Raw genomic sequence first — 18,685 nt, 5'->3', positions numbered from 1 at the left:
CATTGATTTTCGCCTCTATTCTTCGAGGCTAACTATTCTTCGCCACCCTTGAAAAAAGCCCTTGACCTTCCCATCATGGTAAGGTCGACACTGCTTACATCTACAGTCACCAGTGAGTCCATCATGACGACCGCCCAGTCACAAACAGCTGCAAACAATCTCCGTCGCATCACCCTTGATGTGGCGGGCATGACCTGCGCGTCCTGTGCATCCCGCGTGGAAAAAGCCATCAATGCCATACCCGGCGTGCAACAAACCAGTGTCAATCTCGCCACCGATTCAGTCGCGGTTGAGGCGACCTCGCAAGTCCAGGCCGACATGATCCGGCAGGCAATTGAAAAAGCGGGCTACGAAGTGCCGCAGGAAGAAGTCACGCTCGACATCACAGGCATGACCTGCGCCTCTTGCGCTGGCCGTGTCGAAAAAGCCTTGCGCAAGGTTGATGGCGTACTCGACGCCAGCATCAACCTCGCCACCGACCGCGCACAAGTCAAAGTCAATCGCGGCACCAGCAACTCAGCCCTGATCGCGGCAGTAGAAAAAGCTGGCTATGGCGCAGCGCTGCCGCTGACCAAATCACCAACCACACAACAGGCAAGCGAACAGAAATCGGCCCCAGACTGGCTGCCGGTCATGTACTCCGCCCTGATCGCCATCCCGCTGGTACTGCCGATGTTCCTGCAACCCTTCGGTATCGAATGGATGTTGCCGGGCTGGCTGCAATGGGCGCTGGCAACCCCGGTGCAGTTCTGGCTCGGTGCGCGCTTCTATAAAGCAGGCTGGCACGCAGTCAAGGCAGGCACCGGCAATATGGACTTGCTGGTCGCGCTGGGCACCAGCGCTGCTTACGGTCTGAGCATCTATTTACTGCTGACCGCGATGCCCGACCATATGCCGCATCTCTACTTTGAAGCGTCAGTCGTCGTCATCACCCTGATCCTGCTCGGCAAATGGCTGGAAGCACGTGCCAAGAAACAAACCGCCTCCGCCATCCGCGCGCTGCAAAAACTGCGTCCCGAATCCGCCCGCGTACGCCGCGATGGTGTGGATACCGATGTGGCTATCGATTCGGTCAAGGTCGGCGACATCGTGGTGGTACGCCCCGGTGAACGCATCGCGGTAGACGGCACCATCATCGAAGGCAATAGCCAGGTCGATGAATCGCTGATTACAGGTGAAAGCCTGCCGGTGGTCAAACAGGTCGGCGCCAAAGTAACCGGTGCTTCCATCAATGCGGATGGCTTGCTGCTGGTGCGTACCGACGCCGTCGGTGCCGAGACCACTTTGTCACGCATCATCCGCATGGTAGAGAACGCCCAATCGGCGAAAGCACCTATCCAGCGTCTGGTCGACAAAGTCAGCGCGATCTTCGTCCCTATCGTTTTGCTGATCGCACTCGCCACCCTGATCGGCTGGTGGCTGGCCGGTGCCGGTATGGAAACCGCCATCATCAATGCGGTCAGCGTGCTCGTCATCGCCTGTCCATGTGCGCTCGGCCTGGCGACTCCGACCGCCATCATGGCTGGCACCGGCGTCGCCGCGAAAGCCGGCATCCTGATCAAGGATGCGGAAGCGCTGGAAACAGTCCATCGCGTCAATACCGTCGTGTTCGATAAAACCGGCACCCTGACCCTGGGCAAACCGCAAGTCGCGGCGATGCAAGGCAATGGCATACCAGCCAAGACCTTGTTGCAATTGGCCGCCACCATCCAGAACGGCAGCGAGCATCCGTTGGCACATGCAGTCATCGAATCCGCACGCAAAGACAATATAGAACTGCTGCCGGTCAGCGAAGTACAAGCCTTACCCGGCCGCGGTGTCGCCGCCGTCATCAATGGTCGTCGCCTGCAACTCGGCAGCTCGCGCATGATAGAAGAGCTGGGCCTGAATGGCGGCGCGCTCACTGAACGCGCGCAGGAACTGGAAAACACCGGCCATACAATTTCATGGCTGGCACTGGCAGATGAGCCCAGGGAATTGCTGGGCCTGATCGCCTTTGCCGATGAAATCAAGGACAGCGCACCACGCGCAATTTCCAGCCTGAATGCACTCGGCATAGATACCGTGTTGCTGAGCGGTGATAACTACGGCAGCGCGAATGCAGTCGGTAGCGCACTCGGCATCAAGCAGGTAATCGCACAAGTGCTCCCGGCCGACAAAACCGCCAAGATCACCGAGTTGCAACAGGGGGACCATATCGTCGCGATGGTGGGCGATGGCATCAATGATGCGCCTGCGCTGGCAGCGGCTCACGTCGGCATTGCGATGGCGACCGGTACCGACGTTGCGATGCATGCGGCGGGTATCACACTGATGCGTGGCGATCCGTCACTGGTGGCAGATGCGATCGATATCTCGCGCCGCACTTATAGCAAGATCCGCCAGAACCTGTTCTGGGCGTTTATCTACAACCTGGTCGGCATTCCACTGGCAGCATTCGGCTTGCTCAATCCTATGCTCGCTGGTGCGGCGATGGCCTTCAGCTCGGTCAGCGTGATCAGCAATGCACTGCTGCTGCGCCGCTGGCATCCGAGCGCCGGGCATGACAGTAAGTAAGCAACACCCAGAACGAAAGGACATAGTATGAATATCGGCGAAGCAGCACATGCATCCGGCATCACCGCCAAGATGATCCGGCACTATGAAAGCATCCAGCTGATCAAACCAAGTGCGCGTAGCGACGCTGGCTACCGCACTTATAACGAAAACGATTTGCACACGCTGCGCTTCATCAAGCGTGCACGCAAACTGGGTTTCGCACTGGACCAGATCCGCGACTTGCTGTCACTGTGGAATGACGCACATCGTGCCAGCGCCGATGTAAAGGCCATCGCGCTGGCCCATGTGGAAGACCTGAATAAGCGCGTGGCGGAATTAACTGAAATGCGCGACACCCTGCAGCACCTGGCGCAAACCTGCAATGGCGATGCGCGTGCAGATTGCCCTATCCTGCAAGGACTGGCGCAGGCTGATGGCGAGGAAAGCAGCGGCTGTTGTTCGCATTGATTGCGTCTGCCCTGTAGCGCACAACATACATACGCGTTCAGTTTTGCGGATTAGAATGTGCCGTCCCAGTATCTCTACCGATAGCGGCCATGTATTCATCTACTTTTATCTTCGCCACCAAACAGTTCGATGATGAGTTCCACAGACTCGATCGCATCATCGCGGACGCCGCCAAGACCATGCCCGGCTATCTGGGTGAAGAAAGCTGGGAAAATACCAGCAACGGACTGACGTCCAATGTTTACTACTGGGATACGCTGGACTCACTGCAAGCCCTGATCCAGCACCCGGTACATTTACAGGCGAAAGCAGCACAGGCCAATTGGCTGGACGGATATCGGGTCATCATTTCCGAAGTCCTGCGTACATATGGCGACGATGTATTGACACAGCTGCCGGAATTGACGAGCAAGGATTAAATCCCCAGACGATAAAAAAGAGCGAGTGGCATAGCCAACTCGCTCTTTGTTTTTTGCGCTGCTTTTTAAACAGTAGCGCTGGCAGTCACCGGATAACCTGCATCGCTGATCGCTTCAGAGATATCTTCCAGCGCAGCATCCGACTGCACACGCACTTTGCGCTGCGCCAGATCGACTTCTACTTTCGCTGACGCATCTACTTCCAGTACTGTTTTGGTCACTTTGCTTACGCAATGACCGCAGCTCATTTCTTCAACTTGCAATTCATACATGACCAGACTCCTTAAGTGGGACAACTGACTACACTGTAGACCTTCCCACCGTAGGAAGGTCAAGCCTTATTCATCGATATCGTCATTCGACATCACGACATAAATCAGCACCAGCAACAATGTCGTAAAGAAACGGCTGGCATCCGGCACGCCGTTCCACTCTTTCGACATCCACATACCAAACCACTCGCCACCTACCGACATAAAGCCGACTTGCCAGGTCAGGAAACCCAGGGTCAAACCAGCGATTGCGTATTTCTTGGCACGGCGGAAAGCGACATTATCGCCCTTAAGCGCTTGCCATAACTTGAACCCTCCTATCCAGCACAGGAGTGCAGTCGCGGTTTCCAGCGCGATGATGAAGATATAACCGGCGTGCTGTATGAACGGCGATTCAATCGCACGGTAAGTAATACTGTTACCGGGGAAAGTGGTATCCATGAGAAACACATGGTGCACAAACGCAAAGTTGGTTTGATAGTCAGTGATATTGCCAAAGCTGACAAGTGATGCGAACAGGGCCATGGCCAGCACCATAGCGATTTTGGACAAACGGATCATCATGATCTTTACTCCTTTTGATGGGTTAGTTGGAATCCGTTCTTGCCCTCACACTGACAGCAGACGCACGTGTTGCAGCCTTGCAGCAAAACTGCAAAGCACGGGGTAATCAGTAGGCGGGAAAGATACGGTGCACGAAATGCATCGTGGGAACTACAGGAATCCAGTTGAGTATCGGGACTGGCGTTACCTGAAGCTGGCTGACTCAGCTTGGAAATAAGTCAGCGAACTGGATGAGCCCAACTTTGGTGGAAATGATTCTACTTGAGATCTGCCAGTTTTCCCATAGCGGTATTGTTATAGACCATTAAGCAATACCGCATGTGTAAGGTCAGATCACATCTACTGCGGGAGCGGTGGACTTCAACTCTTCTACGTGGCGTTGTTTGCGTTCGCTATAGCGATCTGTCAGGTAATCGCTACGTTCGCGCAGCAGCAACGTGAACTTGTATAGCTCTTCCATCACATCAAACAGGCGATCGTAGTATGGCGAAGGCTTCATGCGCCCTGCCGCGTCGAACTCATCGTAAGCTTTGGCTACCGATGACTGGTTAGGTATCGTAAACATGCGCATCCAGCGCCCCAGTACCCTCATCGTATTCACGGTATTAAAGGATTGCGAACCACCGCTGACTTGCATCACCGCCAGCGTACGTCCCTGGCTGGGACGCATCGCGCCCTGCTCCAGCGGTATCCAGTCGATCTGGTTTTTCATCACGGCGGTAATCGTGCCATGCCGCTCCGGACTGCACCACACCTGCCCTTCGGACCACATACTCAATGCGCGTAACTCCACCACCTTAGGATGCGATTCAGCCACGCTGCCTGCAATCGGCAAATCGCGCGGATCAAAGATGCGCACTTCCGCGCCGAAATGCAGCAGGATGCGCGCTGCTTCTTCGGTCAGGAAGCGACTGAAAGAACGCTCACGCAATGAGCCATACAACAGCAATATGCGCGGTGCATGCGTGTAGTGCGAAGGAATCGCCAGCTTCTCCGGCGTTGGGATGTCAATCTGGTTCAGCGCAAACGCCGGCAGGCTTTTATCATCAAATGTGTTCATGATGGATGTGCTTTATAAAGTCCATTGCAGACGCAATGCCAGTGCAATCAGGGTCATCAGCAAAATTGGCAAGGTCAATATGACGCCAACACGGAAGTAGTAGCCCCATGTGATGCGGATGTCTTTGCGCGCCAACACATGTAACCAGAGTAAAGTAGCCAGGCTGCCGATGGGCGTGATCTTGGGACCGAGATCACTGCCTATGACATTCGCGTAAATCATCGCACTACGCACTACGCCTTGTGCAGTACTGGCATCTATCGACAGTGCGCCGACCAGCACCGTCGGCATATTGTTCATCACCGAAGAAAGCAAAGCCGTCAGCAAACCAGTGCCCAGTGCAGCACCCCACACGCCGTATTCAGCAAAATGATTCAGCACCATTGCCAGGTAATCGGTCATGCCTGCATTACGCAAGCCGTACACCACCAGATACATGCCGAGTGAGAACAGCACGATCTGCCATGGTGCATCCTGCAGTACCTTGCGCGTCGAAATCAGGTGGCCGCGCGCAGCCACTATCAGCAGGATGATGGCGGCTGAACTCGCCACCGCGCTGATAGGAACACCCATAGGTTCCAGGCCGAAAAAGCCCGCCAGCAACAAACCCAGTACCCAGAATCCGGCGCGGAAAGTGGCAGGGTCCCGTATCACCTGACGAGGAAGTTGCAAGCTGTCGACATCGTAGTTGGCGGGAATGTCGCGTCGGTAGAAGAGCAGGAGCATGCCCAGCGTCGCCGCAATCGCCACCAGGTTCACCGGCAGCATGATGGATGCGTATTCGGCAAAACCTATCTTGAAGTAATCCGCGGAGACGATATTCACCAGATTGGATACCACCAGTGGCAGGCTGGCGGTGTCTGCGATAAAGCCCGCTGCCATCACGAAGGCCAGTGTCGCGGCGGGGCTGAACCGTAATGCCGTCAGCATCGCGATCACGATGGGGGTCAGTATCAATGCAGCGCCATCGTTGGCGAACAAGGCGGCGACCAGTGCGCCCAGCAAAACCAGATACGCAAACAATAGCCGTCCGCTGCCGCGCCCCCAGCGCGCTACGTGCAACGCGGCCCATGCAAAGAAGCCCGCCTCATCCAGCAACAGACTGATGATAATGATGGCGATGAAGCTGATGGTGGCATTCCAGACTATGCCCCACACGATGGCGATATCTGTCGGCAGCACTACACCGCTGAGCAATGCCAGCGCAGCACCTATGCTGGCGCTCCACCCTATCTTTAAACCGCGCGGCTGCCAGATCACCAAAACGATGGTGGCGATAAATATGAGGAAAGCGGTCAGCATCACATCCCGCACTTGCGCAAGAAGAGCAGACTAGACACTGCTTGCGCCTATCTTTTTCAGTTCGTGATGAATCGCGTTTTTTTCCAGCATGGCGATCGGCAGGCTGACGAATGTATTCACCCGTCCCATGATTTGTTTGAAAACCTTGTGGAAGACTGCGCGTTTTTCTTCATCGCTGCCTTGCGCAGCGGCAGGATCTTCAAAACCCCAATGTGCAGAGATCGGCTGTCCCGGCCAGATCGGGCAGACTTCCCCGGCGGCGTTGTCGCACACGGTAATGATGAAATCCATTTTCGGCGCGCCATCCGCTGCATATTCATCCCAGCTCTTGCTACGCAAATTTTCGCTTGGATAGCCGGTCGTCTTTACCAGTTCGACGGCAAACGGGTTGACCGTGCCGCCCGGCTGGCTACCCGCACTGAAAACCCGAAAGCGGCCATGCCCCATGGTCGACAGCAAGGCTTCCGCCATGATGCTGCGCGCTGAGTTGCCGGTACAAAGGAAAAGTACATTAAAAGTCTTGTCTAACATTTGATGAACCTGCAGTGAGTGAAAAACTGTTGGAATCAGCGCGTTGCTGTTTTCGTGTCATCGCATACCGGAGTACATACCGGCGTGCACGGATTTCCGCCGCAGCAGTTCTCGGTCAGGAAGGCGATCAGGCCATTCATGGCGTCGTAGTTGGCTGCGTAATGTATGTAGCGACCGTCCTGGGTGCCGGTCAGCAAACCTGCATGGCTCAGTTCTTTCAGGTGGAAAGACAGTGAGGACGGTGGGATTTCCAGCGCCTCGCTGATTTTACTGGCGGCCAGGCCTTCAGGTCCGGCCTGCACCAGCAGACGGAACACGGCAAGGCGGGAATCATGCGCGAGCGCGGCAAGGGAAGTGATAGCGTTTTTGGTTTCCATGATTCGATAATAGTCGAATTATGGAATTGATGCAAAATATTTGGATGCCTGTTAATCAATTGAACAGGAAAGGTGCAGATGCACAGCGACAAGACCATGCATGCCCTCCTGCGGTGCACCCGCATTTCGCTTACCTACATGCGGCTCTTTGCGGCACGCACGATGAGCAAGACAGCAGGTGCAAACATGAACATCCCGGGCAAAGATTATGCGCAAAGATTGCTCCAAGTATGCTGCTTGCACGCACCTCGCTGTAGCTAAAAGTGATGTCGCACATCTTTGCCGTTCCGGCGTCCATACACAGTGTTTTCCACGCAGAAAAACGCCGGGCACAGAATATGCACGCGATTAAATTACCGCATGGAAACTATTTTGTTACTTTTCGAAAACGGCGTGTCAGTTGACCACACCCCATGTCATAGCAAGGAAAAAAAGCAAACGTAAAATATGGTTTCCATGCGTCAAGCCAGGGATTTGTTGCTTTCTATTCAGATAGAATGGTTCTAACTAATTAAGCAATAAAAACCAATAAAAGCAGCTTAATTGCTTCCCTTGCGCTCTTGAAATTAGCTTCTCTTGATAGAAAATTTTTCTTGAAGTCACGCCTCATGCTCACACGGATACACACTACATCTTCTGGTCGAAGTCTTTGCATGGATAACGTGTGAGCACCTCAGAACCCCTCATGATGGGATCGCTACTGGATCACCTGGTAGAGATCACCGGCCACCGCGACCACGATCTGCTCGACATTTCGGTCATGACCGCCTTGTTGAACATGGTCGGCGTAGCCGAGGCGCGTGTGATGGAATTATTCCAGTCACGTGGCGAACTGTTCGTGCGTCCACGTGTGTGGATTTCCGGCGGCGCCGTCAAAACCGTGGATGAAGAGCAATCCTCGTCCGATCAGCCCGGCGAACCTATCGTGTCTTTTCCCGGCCTGGTCGCCTGCATCGCGCAACGCAAGGCCCGCCTCGAAGAAACCCGCGAAAACGGCCAGCACGTGTTGTGGATCCCGATCTGGCAAAACGACAAAGTCTCGACCTGCCTGGAAATTGCGCATACACAGCCGTTTACAGCGCAGATGCTGCAAGTGATGGAAGGCATACTCAGCGTCTACCGCAACTATCAAAGCCTGCTCGACTATAGCGAACGCGATTCGCTGACCGGCCTGCTCAATCGCAAGACCTTCGACGAGAAGTTCGCGCGCATGGTAAATGCCAAACCATCCGAATCGGTGACACGTGATGACAACGAGCGCCGTCATCATGCAGAATCAAAATCGCAATGGCTGGCCGTCATCGATATCGACCATTTCAAACGAGTCAACGACCAGTTCGGTCATCTGTACGGCGACGAAGTGTTGATCCTGGTGGCGAACGTACTGCGCACCTCCTTCCGCGCACAGGATCGCGTCTTCCGTTTCGGCGGCGAGGAATTTGTCGTGCTGTTACGCTCGGCGACGCTGGCCGATGCGCAAATGGTGTTTGAACGCTTCCGTTCCAACATCGAACAAAACTCCTTCCCGCAAGTCGGGCAAATTACCGTCAGCATCGGCTTCGCCAGCATCTCGCAGGAAACTCCGGTCGTCATCCTTGGTCGCGCCGACCAGGCGTTGTACTACGCCAAGGACCACGGCCGCAACCAGGTCTGCTATTACGACGAATTGCTGGATCAGGGCTTGCTGCAGGTCGGCAAAAAGGCGGAATCGGTAGAGTTCTTCTTCGACGATCCGGCCGAAGGTTAAGCCTATGGTGCGTCGGCTGGCCTGGCCTGCGCATCCTCCATCTTCATTCTTCTCCGTATTTTTTGCGTTTTCTCTTAGCAATCTTCCGGCTACGTCGGAGTCTTGCGCGCGCGTGCATCAAATACACCACACTACTCGCAAGAAAACTCTCAACAAGCGCATTGGTCCCTTCATCGATATTGCAAATCATTCTCGTTTGCATTAATATCGCGTTAAATTTACGTTAAGAAAACGTTAAAGACCAGCCAGCCAAACACCGAAGTAGGACGTCCCCCGCTCCATTTCCCCTGTGTACTAGCCAGCCATCGACACCCTTGTTGGGGATCCCCTTTTTTTGGAGCAAGCATGGCAGCAATGCAATCACCGGATGGCGCACGTCCATTTGACCCGTCAACGACCACCACTTCCCGCGCCGAAAGTGCACTGGAGCGCCATGTTCGCCGGAGCTGGCCTTTGGCGGCAGCATTGATGCTTGTCTCGGCCTCTTCAATTGCACAAACCTCAGATCAGCACCTGGCAGAAGTCGTGGTCAGTGCTTCGGGTTTCGAACAAACCATTAAGGAAGCGCCTGCCAGCATCACCATCATCACACGTGAACAACTGGAATCCAACCGCGTCAACAACATCGCGGAAGCCTTGCGCGGCGTTGAAGGCGTAGACGTAGGCGACGCACCTGGCAAAACCGGTGGCTTGAATATCAGCATGCGCGGCATGAACAGCCGCTACACACTGATCCTGATTGATGGCCGCAGGCAAAATGCCGCGGGCACAGTCACCCCTAACGGCTTCGGCGAAACATCCACATCCTTCCTGCCACCACCGGCAGCCATCGAACGTATCGAAGTCATCCGCGGACCGATGTCCACGCTGTACGGCTCCGATGCGATGGGCGGCGTGATCAACATCATTACGCGCAAAGTCGGCAAAGTCTGGTCTGGTACGGTCACCGCGGAAGCTACCTTTCAAGGCGAATCGCAATTCGGCGATTCCCAGGCTGGTAGTGTCTATCTGAGTGGCCCATTGGTAGAGAATCTGTTGGGTCTGCAAGTGCGGGCGCGCAGATTCCATCGCGATGACTCCAATATCCAATGGCCGGGCAAACTGCCTAACAGCCTGACCCTGGGTAATGATCCGGTTAAATCGACGGTCGACAACGCTGGTGTAAAACTGACTTTCACACCGAACAAAAACAACGATATCTCGCTTGATGTAGACCGAGCCCGTCAAACCTACGACAACAGCCGTGGTCAACTTGGTACGTTGGATCGACCTGGCACTTATCGCGGCTATTTGCCTCAGCAAAAATTCAATCGTGATCAAGTCACTCTGGCGCACACACTACGCATGGCTAATAGCGTATTGGAATCCAGTATCAGCCAGACCAAAACTGAAACCATAGGTCGAACCATTCCAAATAATGCGCCGGGCGGCAAACCGGCCGGCTCACCCCGTACACTCGAGTCAACCAGCACTATCTTTGATACCAAGCTGGTGACTTCGCTGGACAACCACATGCTGACCGTCGGTGCGCAATGGTGGGAAGCCAAGATGACGGATGCGATTGCCACACGTGCTTTTGATCAAAAGCAAGTTGGTATTTTTGCTGAAGATGAATGGCGCATACGCAAAGATCTGGCATTGACTGTCGGTGTCCGCCATGACAACCACAGCACATTTGGCGGCGCCACTACACCACGTGTGTACCTGGTCTGGAATACAACAGATCAATGGACCTTGAAAGGCGGTGTCAGCAAAGCATATCGCACACCTAACCTGGAACAATTAGTTGATGGCATTTCCGGCATCGGTGGTCAGGGCACTACGCCGTTGTATGGCAATCCTGCGCTTACGCCAGAAAGCAGTGTCAGCGCTGAGTTCGGCACCTACTTCGACAATAACCAAGGCTTTCGTGCCAATGCGACCGTATTCCAGACAGATTTCAAGAATGCGATTAGCAACCTCAGCGGCTACATTCCACCCAGTGGCGGCGCCGCAGGAAGTTTTCCAGTTAACGTAGACAGCGCAACAGTAAAAGGTCTGGAACTGGGAACCAGTCTGGAATTTGCTCGCGTATGGAGAGTAGCGGCCAACTATACCTATACCAATAGTGAACAAAAAAGTGGCGTCAACATTGGACGACCTTTGGAAAATACACCTAAGCACGCAGCTAACGTGAAACTGGATTGGCGCTTCTCGGAACAACTGAATCTGTGGGCGCAAGCTGAGTACAAGAGCAAACGTTACCGCGGTGAAGATAGCGGAAGATTTACCAATACCAAAACCTTATTGGGTGATTACAAGTCATACGCATTGTTGAACCTGGGCGGCACATACAAGGTAAACAAAGCGCTCTCCTTCAATATGGCTCTCAATAACGTATTTAATAAAAACTTTGTTGATTACCGTCCGGTCACGACCACAAGCGGCACTCCAGCAGCTCCGGTTGCCAGCTTCGCCAACCAATACATCAGCACGATGGAACCACGTCGTCTGTGGATCGCCGCGAACTACACGTTCTGATGCCTGACTAAAATATTTCTCTCTGCAGTACCCTCTCGCGCACGACGGCCTCCTGGCTGTAGTGCGCTTTTTTCTTCCTGCTCGTACGTCGCCAGGCAAACCCTCATTTTTTCCTGACAAAAACGCGCTTTGCCGATTACTGGGATAATCCTTCCGTTACTCAGGGCAACTTTTCCGCCCTACTTTACGGACTTATCCATCATGAATCCCGGCATGCTGTACGCACTCTGCGCCTATCTGGCCTGGGGCTCGTTTCCGATTTATTTCAAATCCCTGCACGACATTGCGCCGCTCGAAATCCTGCTGCATCGCATGGTGTGGGCGCTCGGTTTCCTGCTGATCGTGCTCGCCGTGCGCAGGCAGTGGACGTGGTTGAGCACGGTCTTGCGCCAACCCAAAGTACTGGCAGGGTTTACCACCAGCGCCTTGCTGCTTTCGACCAACTGGTTTGTGTATATCTGGGCGGTGAATCATGACCGCATCATCGATGCCAGCCTCGGTTATTTCATGACGCCGCTGGTGAATGTCTTGCTCGGTTTCCTAGTGCTGGGTGAGCGACTGCGTCGCATGCAGTGGGCAGCCGTATTGATTGCTGCTGTCGGGGTAGCTTGGCTGACCTGGGAAAACGGACATTTGCCGTGGATAGGCCTGACACTGGGCCTGACTTTTGGTACCTACGGTTTATTGCGCAAGACCGCTACGCTGGGTGCGCTGGAAGGCTTGTCGCTGGAAACTTTGTTGCTGTTTCCGCTAGCCATCCTGGCGTTAAGCGTGATGGCGTGGAATGGGCAAAATAGTTTTATCCACGCACCCGCTACTTCGCAGTGGTTGCTGGTGGCTGCAGGTCCGATCACCGCCATCCCTTTGCTGATGTTTGCCAGCGCCGCACGACGCATTCCGCTTTCCACCCTCGGACTGCTGCAATACATCACGCCTACCTTGCAATTACTGGTCGGCGTATGGCTGTATCACGAGCCATTCAATAGCGCGCGCCTGATCGGCTTTGCCGCAATCTGGATCGCACTGGGCTTGTATTCAGCAGATGGCGTGTGGCAAAACTACCGACCTGCAAGCAGCGATACACAAAAGTAAGCGCACATAAAAAAGGCAACACAGCTGTGTTGCCTTTTCTCTTTCTCCGTCTACTACGCTTAAATCTCTACTTTGGTACCCAGTTCAATCACGCGGTTGGATGGGATTTGATAGTAATCCGCTGCACCGCGTGCATGGCGCGACATCGCGACGAAGATGTGTTCACGCCACAGCGCCATACCGCGCACAGGATTCGCCACCACGGTCTGGCGTGCGATGAAGAATGAAGTCTCCATCATTTCAAATTCCAGTCCCTGATCCTTGGCCAGCTCCAGCGCCGCAGGAATATCCGGCACGTTCTTGAAGCCGTAAGTCACATCCATCTGATAGCAATCATCGCCCAGCAAATGGATGCGTACCTGATCGGTAGTCGGCACATACGGCACTTCCATCATGCGTACAGTCAGGAACACGACGCGCTCATGCAGCACCTTGTTATGCGACAGGTTGTGCAACATTGCGTGCGGCACGCCATCTGATTCACCACGCAGGAAGATCGCGGTGCCAGGCACACGGGTCGGTGGCGAAATGAACAGCGAAGCGAGGAAGTCTTCGAGTGGAATCGCATGTTTTTGCAAATTATCGAATACCAGTTCGCGACCGCGTTTCCAGGTCAGCATCAGGGTAAACAAAATCATACCGAGCAAGAGCGGGAACCAGCCACCGTGGAACAGCTTGAGCATATTTGCCGAGAACAGACTCAGGTCTATCACCAGGAAGAAACCGGTCGAAGCCAGGCACAACAAGAGGTTGTATTTCCAGCGATAACGGATCACAAAGAAGGTCAGTATCGTGGTCACCAGCATGGTAGCTGTCACGGCAATACCATATGCTGCTGCCAGGTCGGACGACGAACCGAAACCGACCACGGCCATCACCACCACGGTCATTTGCAACCAGTTCACCGCAGGAATATAAATCTGACCGATCTGGCTGGCCGACGTGAATTCAATCTTCATGCGCGGCAGGAAGCCCAGGGCGATCGCTTGCTTGGTCATGGAGAATGTTCCGGAAATCGTCGCCTGCGATGCAATGATGGCTGCCATCGTCGACAGGGCCACCAGCGGATAAATACTCCATGCACCGAGTTGCTGATAAAACGGATTGGTTACGGCATCCGGATGCATCAGCAGCAACGCGCCTTGTCCAAGGTAGTTCAAAGCCAGCGCCGGGAACGCCACCATGAACCACGCCATGCGTATAGGCTTGGCGCCGAAGTGCCCCATATCGGCATACAGCGCTTCCGCGCCGGTGAATGCGAGCACTACAGCGCCGAGCGCGATGAAAGCGAGGAAACGATTACCGTCGAGGAAGTGCAATGCATGCCAAGGATTGAGTGCATACAGGATTTGCGGCGCATCAATGATGTTGATCACACCCATCACTGCCAGTGTGGCAAACCAGATCACCATGATGGGACCAAACCATTTGCCGATACCAGCCGTGCCGCGTGCCTGCAACGAATACAAGCCAACCAGTACGGCCACCGTCAGCGGCACCACATAAGGATCAAAGGTTTCGGTCGCGACGCTCAGGCCTTCAATCGCTGAGAGTACGGAAATCGCGGGAGTAATCACGCTATCGCCGTAGAACAGCGTGGCACCGAACAAACCCATGACCAGCAGCGGGAAGTACCAGCGTGAATTGCGCGTGACGGAAGAAAGTGCCAGCGCCATCAGGGCCATGATGCCGCCTTCGCCGCGATTATTCGCGCGCAGCACTAGTGTGACGTATTTAAGGGAAACGATAACGATGAGGCCCCAGACAATCAGCGAGACGACGCCGAGCAGGTTTTCCGGGGTGAGAGCCAGGCCGTGTTCCTTGGAGAACACTTCTTTCATCGTATATAAAGGACTGGTACCAATGTCGCCGTACACTATGCCGACAGCGGCCAGAGTCAATGCAGCGAGGCTGCTTTTTTTATCTGGTGAAGCCAAAGAGTGCTCTCTTTAGAAGGATGGTGCGTCGCACAATAGGATAAGCGACTCCATAATGCAAGAAAATATAACCATATGCATAGACAGTGTTGCACTAAAGTTGAATCTCGCCCAGCCCTAGTTTACAAACCGCCAAATTTTCGGTTTTAAAACCCCTTAAAGCCTTTTGTCACCGATATATCCATCGATATCGGCTATCAGGCTTACCCTCGCGCGCCGCATCGGTTATCCTTGCACCCACCTCTTAGACAAGCAACCTCATCTAGAAATAACAATGGCAAATTACGTCTACACCATGAACCGCGTGGGCAAGATCGTCCCACCGAAACGTCAGATCCTGAAAGATATCTCGCTGTCCTTCTTCCCCGGCGCAAAAATCGGCGTACTGGGCCTGAACGGCTCCGGTAAATCAACGCTGCTGAAAATCATGGCTGGCATCGATACCGATATCATCGGTGAAGCACGCCCGGCACCTAACCTCAACATTGGCTACCTGCCACAGGAACCACAACTCGATCCGGAACAAACCGTGCGCCAGGCAGTAGAAGGTGGACTCGGTGAAGTGTTCGAAGCCAAGGCCAAACTGGAAGAAGTGTATGCTGCCTATGCCGATCCGGATGCTGACTTCGACGCCCTCGCTACCGAACAGGCACGGCTGGAAGCCATCATCTCCACCTCCGCTGGCGACAATCCGGAACAACAACTGGAAATGGCCGCCGATGCATTGCGCCTGCCACCATGGGACGCCAAAATCGGTGTCCTGTCCGGCGGTGAAAAACGGCGCGTTGCTCTGTGCCGTTTGCTGCTGTCCAAACCCGACATGCTGCTGCTCGACGAACCAACCAACCATCTGGACGCTGAATCAGTGGACTGGCTCGAACAATTCCTGCAACGCTTCCCGGGCACCGTCGTCGCGATTACCCATGATCGCTACTTCCTCGATAATGCGGCCGAATGGATACTGGAGCTGGATCGCGGCCATGGCATTCCTTGGAAAGGCAACTACAGCTCGTGGCTGGAACAAAAAGGCGAGCGCCTGAAGCAGGAAGAAGCATCCGAATCGTCGCGCCAGAAAACCATTGCCAAGGAATTGGAATGGGTACGCCAGAATCCGAAAGGTCGTCAGGCTAAATCGAAAGCACGTCTGGCCCGCTTCAATGAGTTGTCCGAACACGAATACCAAAAGCGTAATGAAACACAGGAGATCTTCATTCCGGTCGCTGAACGCCTCGGTAATGAAGTGATCGAATTCAAGAATGTCTCCAAGGCATTCGGTGATCGCCTGCTAATCGATAACCTGAGCTTCCGCATTCCACCTGGTGCGATCGTCGGCATTATCGGCCCTAACGGTGCCGGTAAGTCGACGCTGTTCAAAATGATCACTGGCAAGGAACAACCGGATAGCGGCGAAGTCGTGATCGGCACCACCGCCAAAGTCTCTATCGTCGATCAGTCGCGCGATACGCTGAATGATGGCAAGACCGTATTTGAAGACGTTACCGGCGGTGCCGACATCCTGACCGTCGGTCGTTTTGAAATGCCGTCGCGTGCCTACCTCGGTCGTTTCAACTTCAAAGGCGGCGATCAGCAAAAAATCGTCGGCAACCTGTCCGGTGGTGAACGCGGCCGCCTGCATCTGGCCAAAACCCTGCTGATGGGCGGCAACGTATTGCTGCTGGATGAACCGTCCAACGATCTGGACGTGGAAACCCTGCGTGCGCTGGAAGACGCCTTGCTGGAATTCGCCGGCAGCGTATTGGTGATCTCCCATGATCGCTGGTTCCTCGATCGTATCGCGACCCATATCCTGGCATTCGAAGGCAATTCGCAAGTCACCTTCTTTGACGGCAACTATCAGGAATACGAAGCTGACAAGCGTAAACGCCTGGGTGAAGAAGGCGCGAAACCTAAGCGTATCCGCTACAAACCCCTGACCACCTAAGCATAAAACGGACGTGATGCTGTGCCATCGCGCCCGTTGCAACATGCTCATGCACTTGACGCTCAAGCGGCAAGCGCATGGGACATGATTACTTCTTCATTTCATCCTTGGACATGGCATCCTTGCCCATGCCGTCTTTCTTCATAGCATCTTTACCCATGTGGTCTTTTTTCATGGAGTCTTTCTTCATGCCATCCTTGGCCATACCGTCCTTGCCCATGTGATCCTTTTTCATCGCATCCTTGGACATGCTGTCTTTCGCCATGCCGTCGTGCGCCATCCCATCCTTCTTCATTGCGTCCTGTGCAAATACGGCACCGGACATCAACAGGCAAGCGGACAGAACTGCAGTAGTAATTGTTTTCATGATGTATTTCCTTTGAGTGATTAAAAAGAGAACTGCGCGTGTAAAACTTCAGGGCGGCTGTTATCAGCTGCCACCGAACCAGTTGTATCCCTGGTCTTCCCAATAGCCCCCTGGATACGTATTCGTGACGTAAATTGCCTGTATGTGTTTCGGATTCTTGTAGCCTAGCTTGGTCGGCATGCGCAGCTTCATCGGATAGCCGTATTCAGGCGGCAAGGTCTTGCCGTCGTAGGTCAACGCCATCAAGGTTTGCGGATGCAGCGCGGTCGGCATATCGATGCTGGTGTAGTAATCATCGGCACATTTGAAGCCGACGTACTTCGCGCTCAGGTCGGCACCAATGCGGCGCAGGAAGTATGAAAACGGCACGCCACCCCATTTGCCTATCGCGCTCCAGCCTTCCACGCAGATATGGCGCGTGACCTGATCGCTGTGCGGCAAGCGTTGCAGTTGTGCCAGGCTCCACGGCGCGCGATTGGCTATCAGTCCACTCAGTTCGAGCCGCCAGGCGTCACCATCCACTTGTCTTACCTCGTCTACACCGTAGTAAGCATTGAATGGGAACGGTCGCGTGATCATGGAATCGGGATAAGTCGGTGCCAGACGATTCGGATCAAAAATCAGTGCCTGCGCCTTGTCATTAAACTGCGACACCTTGGTCAGAGCCTGTTCCACACTGCTGTCATCGCTGATAGAGCAGCCGGTCAGCAAGGACAGTCCACCCAGCGTCAGCGTGCGCTGCAGGAAAGCACGGCGCGATGGCTGCTGCACCTTGCGTATCGCATCTGCCAGCATGGCCTCAGCATTGGATGGCATCACTATCGATTTCTTCTTCAACATATTCATCCCCTGATCCTTCTATCGGCCACGTATCATCGCCACCAGCGTGCGCGGCACCAGTGCCACCATCACCAGATGCACGGCGACAAAGCCAACCAGTGCAGACATCGCAAAGAAATGCACGCGACGCGCAGCTTCATAACCACCCAGTAATTCGCGCAGCAATGGGAATTGCACCGACTTCCACAACACCAGGCCTGACAAAACAATCAGGATCAAATCGGCAATCACAAACAGATAGGCTGCTTTTTGCACGGTGTTGTACTTGCGTGGATCGGCGTGCGCCAGCTTGCCTTTCAGGGCTGCGGCCATGTCCTGCAGAAATGCACGTGGCGAAATCGGGAAGAACTGACGATGCAAGCGACCTGAAAACAGATTGATCGCGAGATAGAAGATGCCGTTGATGAATAGCAGCCACATCGCGAAGAAGTGCCATTGCAAGGCACCACCCAGCCAGCCACCCAGCGTCAGCTCGGGCGGAAACGAGAAATCGAAAAACGGCGACGCGTTATAAATGCGCCAGCCACTGGTAATCAGTAACAGAACCGCGATCGCATTAATCCAGTGCGCGGTACGCAGCCAGGCCGGATGTATGATCGGGCTGGCCATCACGCGCCCCGTCTTTGCGCAGGCAGGTAACGCATGGTGCTTGCTCTGGTGTAAAGTTCTACCAGCGCGCTTACAGCGGTCAGAATTAACGGTTTCATGG

General features: G+C 54.3%; 17 protein-coding genes. 7 read left to right on the top strand and 10 right to left on the bottom strand.

The features are described from left to right. The first annotated feature begins 123 nt into the window (after positions 1–123). The 3 genes from H7U06_RS02070 to H7U06_RS02060 all read left to right on the top strand — a co-directional run bounded on the left by H7U06_RS02070 (position 124) and on the right by H7U06_RS02060 (position 3,425). A complete protein-coding gene (locus tag H7U06_RS02070; protein ID WP_175624563.1) occupies positions 124–2,556 on the top strand; it encodes a heavy metal translocating P-type ATPase in 2,433 nt (810 codons plus the stop codon). A 27-nt stretch (positions 2,557–2,583) separates the two neighbouring features. After that, positions 2,584–3,006 carry a Cu(I)-responsive transcriptional regulator gene (cueR, locus tag H7U06_RS02065; protein WP_175624562.1) on the top strand — a complete coding sequence of 141 codons (423 nt, stop codon included), beginning with the start codon at positions 2,584–2,586 and terminating at the stop codon, positions 3,004–3,006. Positions 3,007–3,095: 89 nt separating this feature from the next. After that, positions 3,096–3,425 carry an antibiotic biosynthesis monooxygenase gene (locus H7U06_RS02060; RefSeq protein ID WP_175624561.1) on the top strand — a complete coding sequence of 110 codons (330 nt, stop codon included), beginning with the start codon at positions 3,096–3,098 and terminating at the stop codon, positions 3,423–3,425. A 65-nt stretch (positions 3,426–3,490) separates the two neighbouring features. On the opposite strand, the gene H7U06_RS02055 is transcribed toward H7U06_RS02060, so the two are convergent. The 6 genes from H7U06_RS02055 to H7U06_RS02030 all read right to left on the bottom strand — a co-directional run bounded on the left by H7U06_RS02055 (position 3,491) and on the right by H7U06_RS02030 (position 7,531). Beyond that, a complete protein-coding gene (locus H7U06_RS02055) occupies positions 3,491–3,697 on the bottom strand; it encodes a heavy-metal-associated domain-containing protein (RefSeq protein ID WP_175624560.1) in 207 nt (68 codons plus the stop codon). 66 nt (positions 3,698–3,763) lie between these two features. Next, on the bottom strand, positions 3,764–4,261 hold the full coding sequence (locus H7U06_RS02050; RefSeq protein WP_175624559.1) for a DUF2165 family protein: 498 nt from the start codon (positions 4,259–4,261) through the stop codon (positions 3,764–3,766). 328 nt (positions 4,262–4,589) lie between these two features. Further along, positions 4,590–5,321: an arsenical resistance protein ArsH gene (arsH, locus tag H7U06_RS02045; RefSeq protein WP_175624558.1), complete on the bottom strand. Its 732-nt coding sequence runs from the start codon at positions 5,319–5,321 to the stop codon at positions 4,590–4,592. 12 nt (positions 5,322–5,333) lie between these two features. Continuing rightward, positions 5,334–6,623 carry an arsenic transporter gene (locus tag H7U06_RS02040; protein WP_175625187.1) on the bottom strand — a complete coding sequence of 430 codons (1,290 nt, stop codon included), beginning with the start codon at positions 6,621–6,623 and terminating at the stop codon, positions 5,334–5,336. 30 nt (positions 6,624–6,653) lie between these two features. Next, entirely contained in the window at positions 6,654–7,154 is a 501-nt protein-coding gene (locus tag H7U06_RS02035) for an arsenate reductase ArsC (RefSeq protein WP_175624557.1), read from the bottom strand. Between the two features lie 35 nt (positions 7,155–7,189). Then, positions 7,190–7,531, bottom strand: coding sequence for a helix-turn-helix transcriptional regulator (locus H7U06_RS02030; RefSeq protein WP_175624556.1), 342 nt, complete (start codon positions 7,529–7,531; stop codon positions 7,190–7,192). A 685-nt stretch (positions 7,532–8,216) separates the two neighbouring features. On the opposite strand from H7U06_RS02030, the gene H7U06_RS02025 reads away from it, so the two are divergent. The 3 genes from H7U06_RS02025 to rarD all read left to right on the top strand — a co-directional run bounded on the left by H7U06_RS02025 (position 8,217) and on the right by rarD (position 12,890). After that, positions 8,217–9,278 (top strand): GGDEF domain-containing protein, encoded by a 1,062-nt coding sequence (locus H7U06_RS02025; RefSeq protein WP_175624555.1) that lies wholly within the window; start codon positions 8,217–8,219, stop codon positions 9,276–9,278. A gap of 345 nt (positions 9,279–9,623) precedes the next feature. Further along, entirely contained in the window at positions 9,624–11,798 is a 2,175-nt protein-coding gene (locus H7U06_RS02020; RefSeq protein WP_175624554.1) for a TonB-dependent receptor domain-containing protein, read from the top strand. Positions 11,799–11,999: 201 nt separating this feature from the next. Next, on the top strand, positions 12,000–12,890 hold the full coding sequence (rarD, locus tag H7U06_RS02015) for an EamA family transporter RarD (RefSeq protein ID WP_175624553.1): 891 nt from the start codon (positions 12,000–12,002) through the stop codon (positions 12,888–12,890). Between the two features lie 59 nt (positions 12,891–12,949). On the opposite strand, the gene H7U06_RS02010 is transcribed toward rarD, so the two are convergent. Continuing rightward, entirely contained in the window at positions 12,950–14,827 is a 1,878-nt protein-coding gene (locus tag H7U06_RS02010) for a potassium transporter Kup (protein WP_175624552.1), read from the bottom strand. 274 nt (positions 14,828–15,101) lie between these two features. Between H7U06_RS02010 and ettA the strand changes: the two genes are divergently transcribed. Continuing rightward, complete coding sequence (gene ettA, locus H7U06_RS02005) at positions 15,102–16,769, top strand: energy-dependent translational throttle protein EttA (protein ID WP_175624551.1); 1,668 nt, start codon at positions 15,102–15,104, stop codon at positions 16,767–16,769. Positions 16,770–16,857: 88 nt separating this feature from the next. Here the strand turns inward: ettA and H7U06_RS02000 are convergent, their stop codons facing one another. The 3 genes from H7U06_RS02000 to H7U06_RS01990 all read right to left on the bottom strand — a co-directional run bounded on the left by H7U06_RS02000 (position 16,858) and on the right by H7U06_RS01990 (position 18,585). After that, entirely contained in the window at positions 16,858–17,136 is a 279-nt protein-coding gene (locus tag H7U06_RS02000) for a pentapeptide MXKDX repeat protein (protein WP_175624550.1), read from the bottom strand. A 63-nt stretch (positions 17,137–17,199) separates the two neighbouring features. Further along, positions 17,200–17,952, bottom strand: a complete 753-nt coding sequence (locus H7U06_RS01995; protein ID WP_370458600.1) for a molybdopterin-dependent oxidoreductase — start codon at positions 17,950–17,952, stop codon at positions 17,200–17,202. Between the two features lie 42 nt (positions 17,953–17,994). After that, complete coding sequence (locus H7U06_RS01990) at positions 17,995–18,585, bottom strand: cytochrome b/b6 domain-containing protein (RefSeq protein ID WP_175624549.1); 591 nt, start codon at positions 18,583–18,585, stop codon at positions 17,995–17,997. Positions 18,586–18,685 lie beyond the last annotated feature (100 nt).

The sequence above is a fragment of the Herminiimonas sp. Marseille-P9896 genome, from assembly GCF_903993245.1.
Taxonomy (GTDB): domain Bacteria; phylum Pseudomonadota; class Gammaproteobacteria; order Burkholderiales; family Burkholderiaceae_D; genus Oxalicibacterium; species Oxalicibacterium contaminans.
The sequence above is the reverse complement of the archived record's forward strand: the minus strand, read 5'-3'. Positions and strand labels throughout refer to the sequence as shown.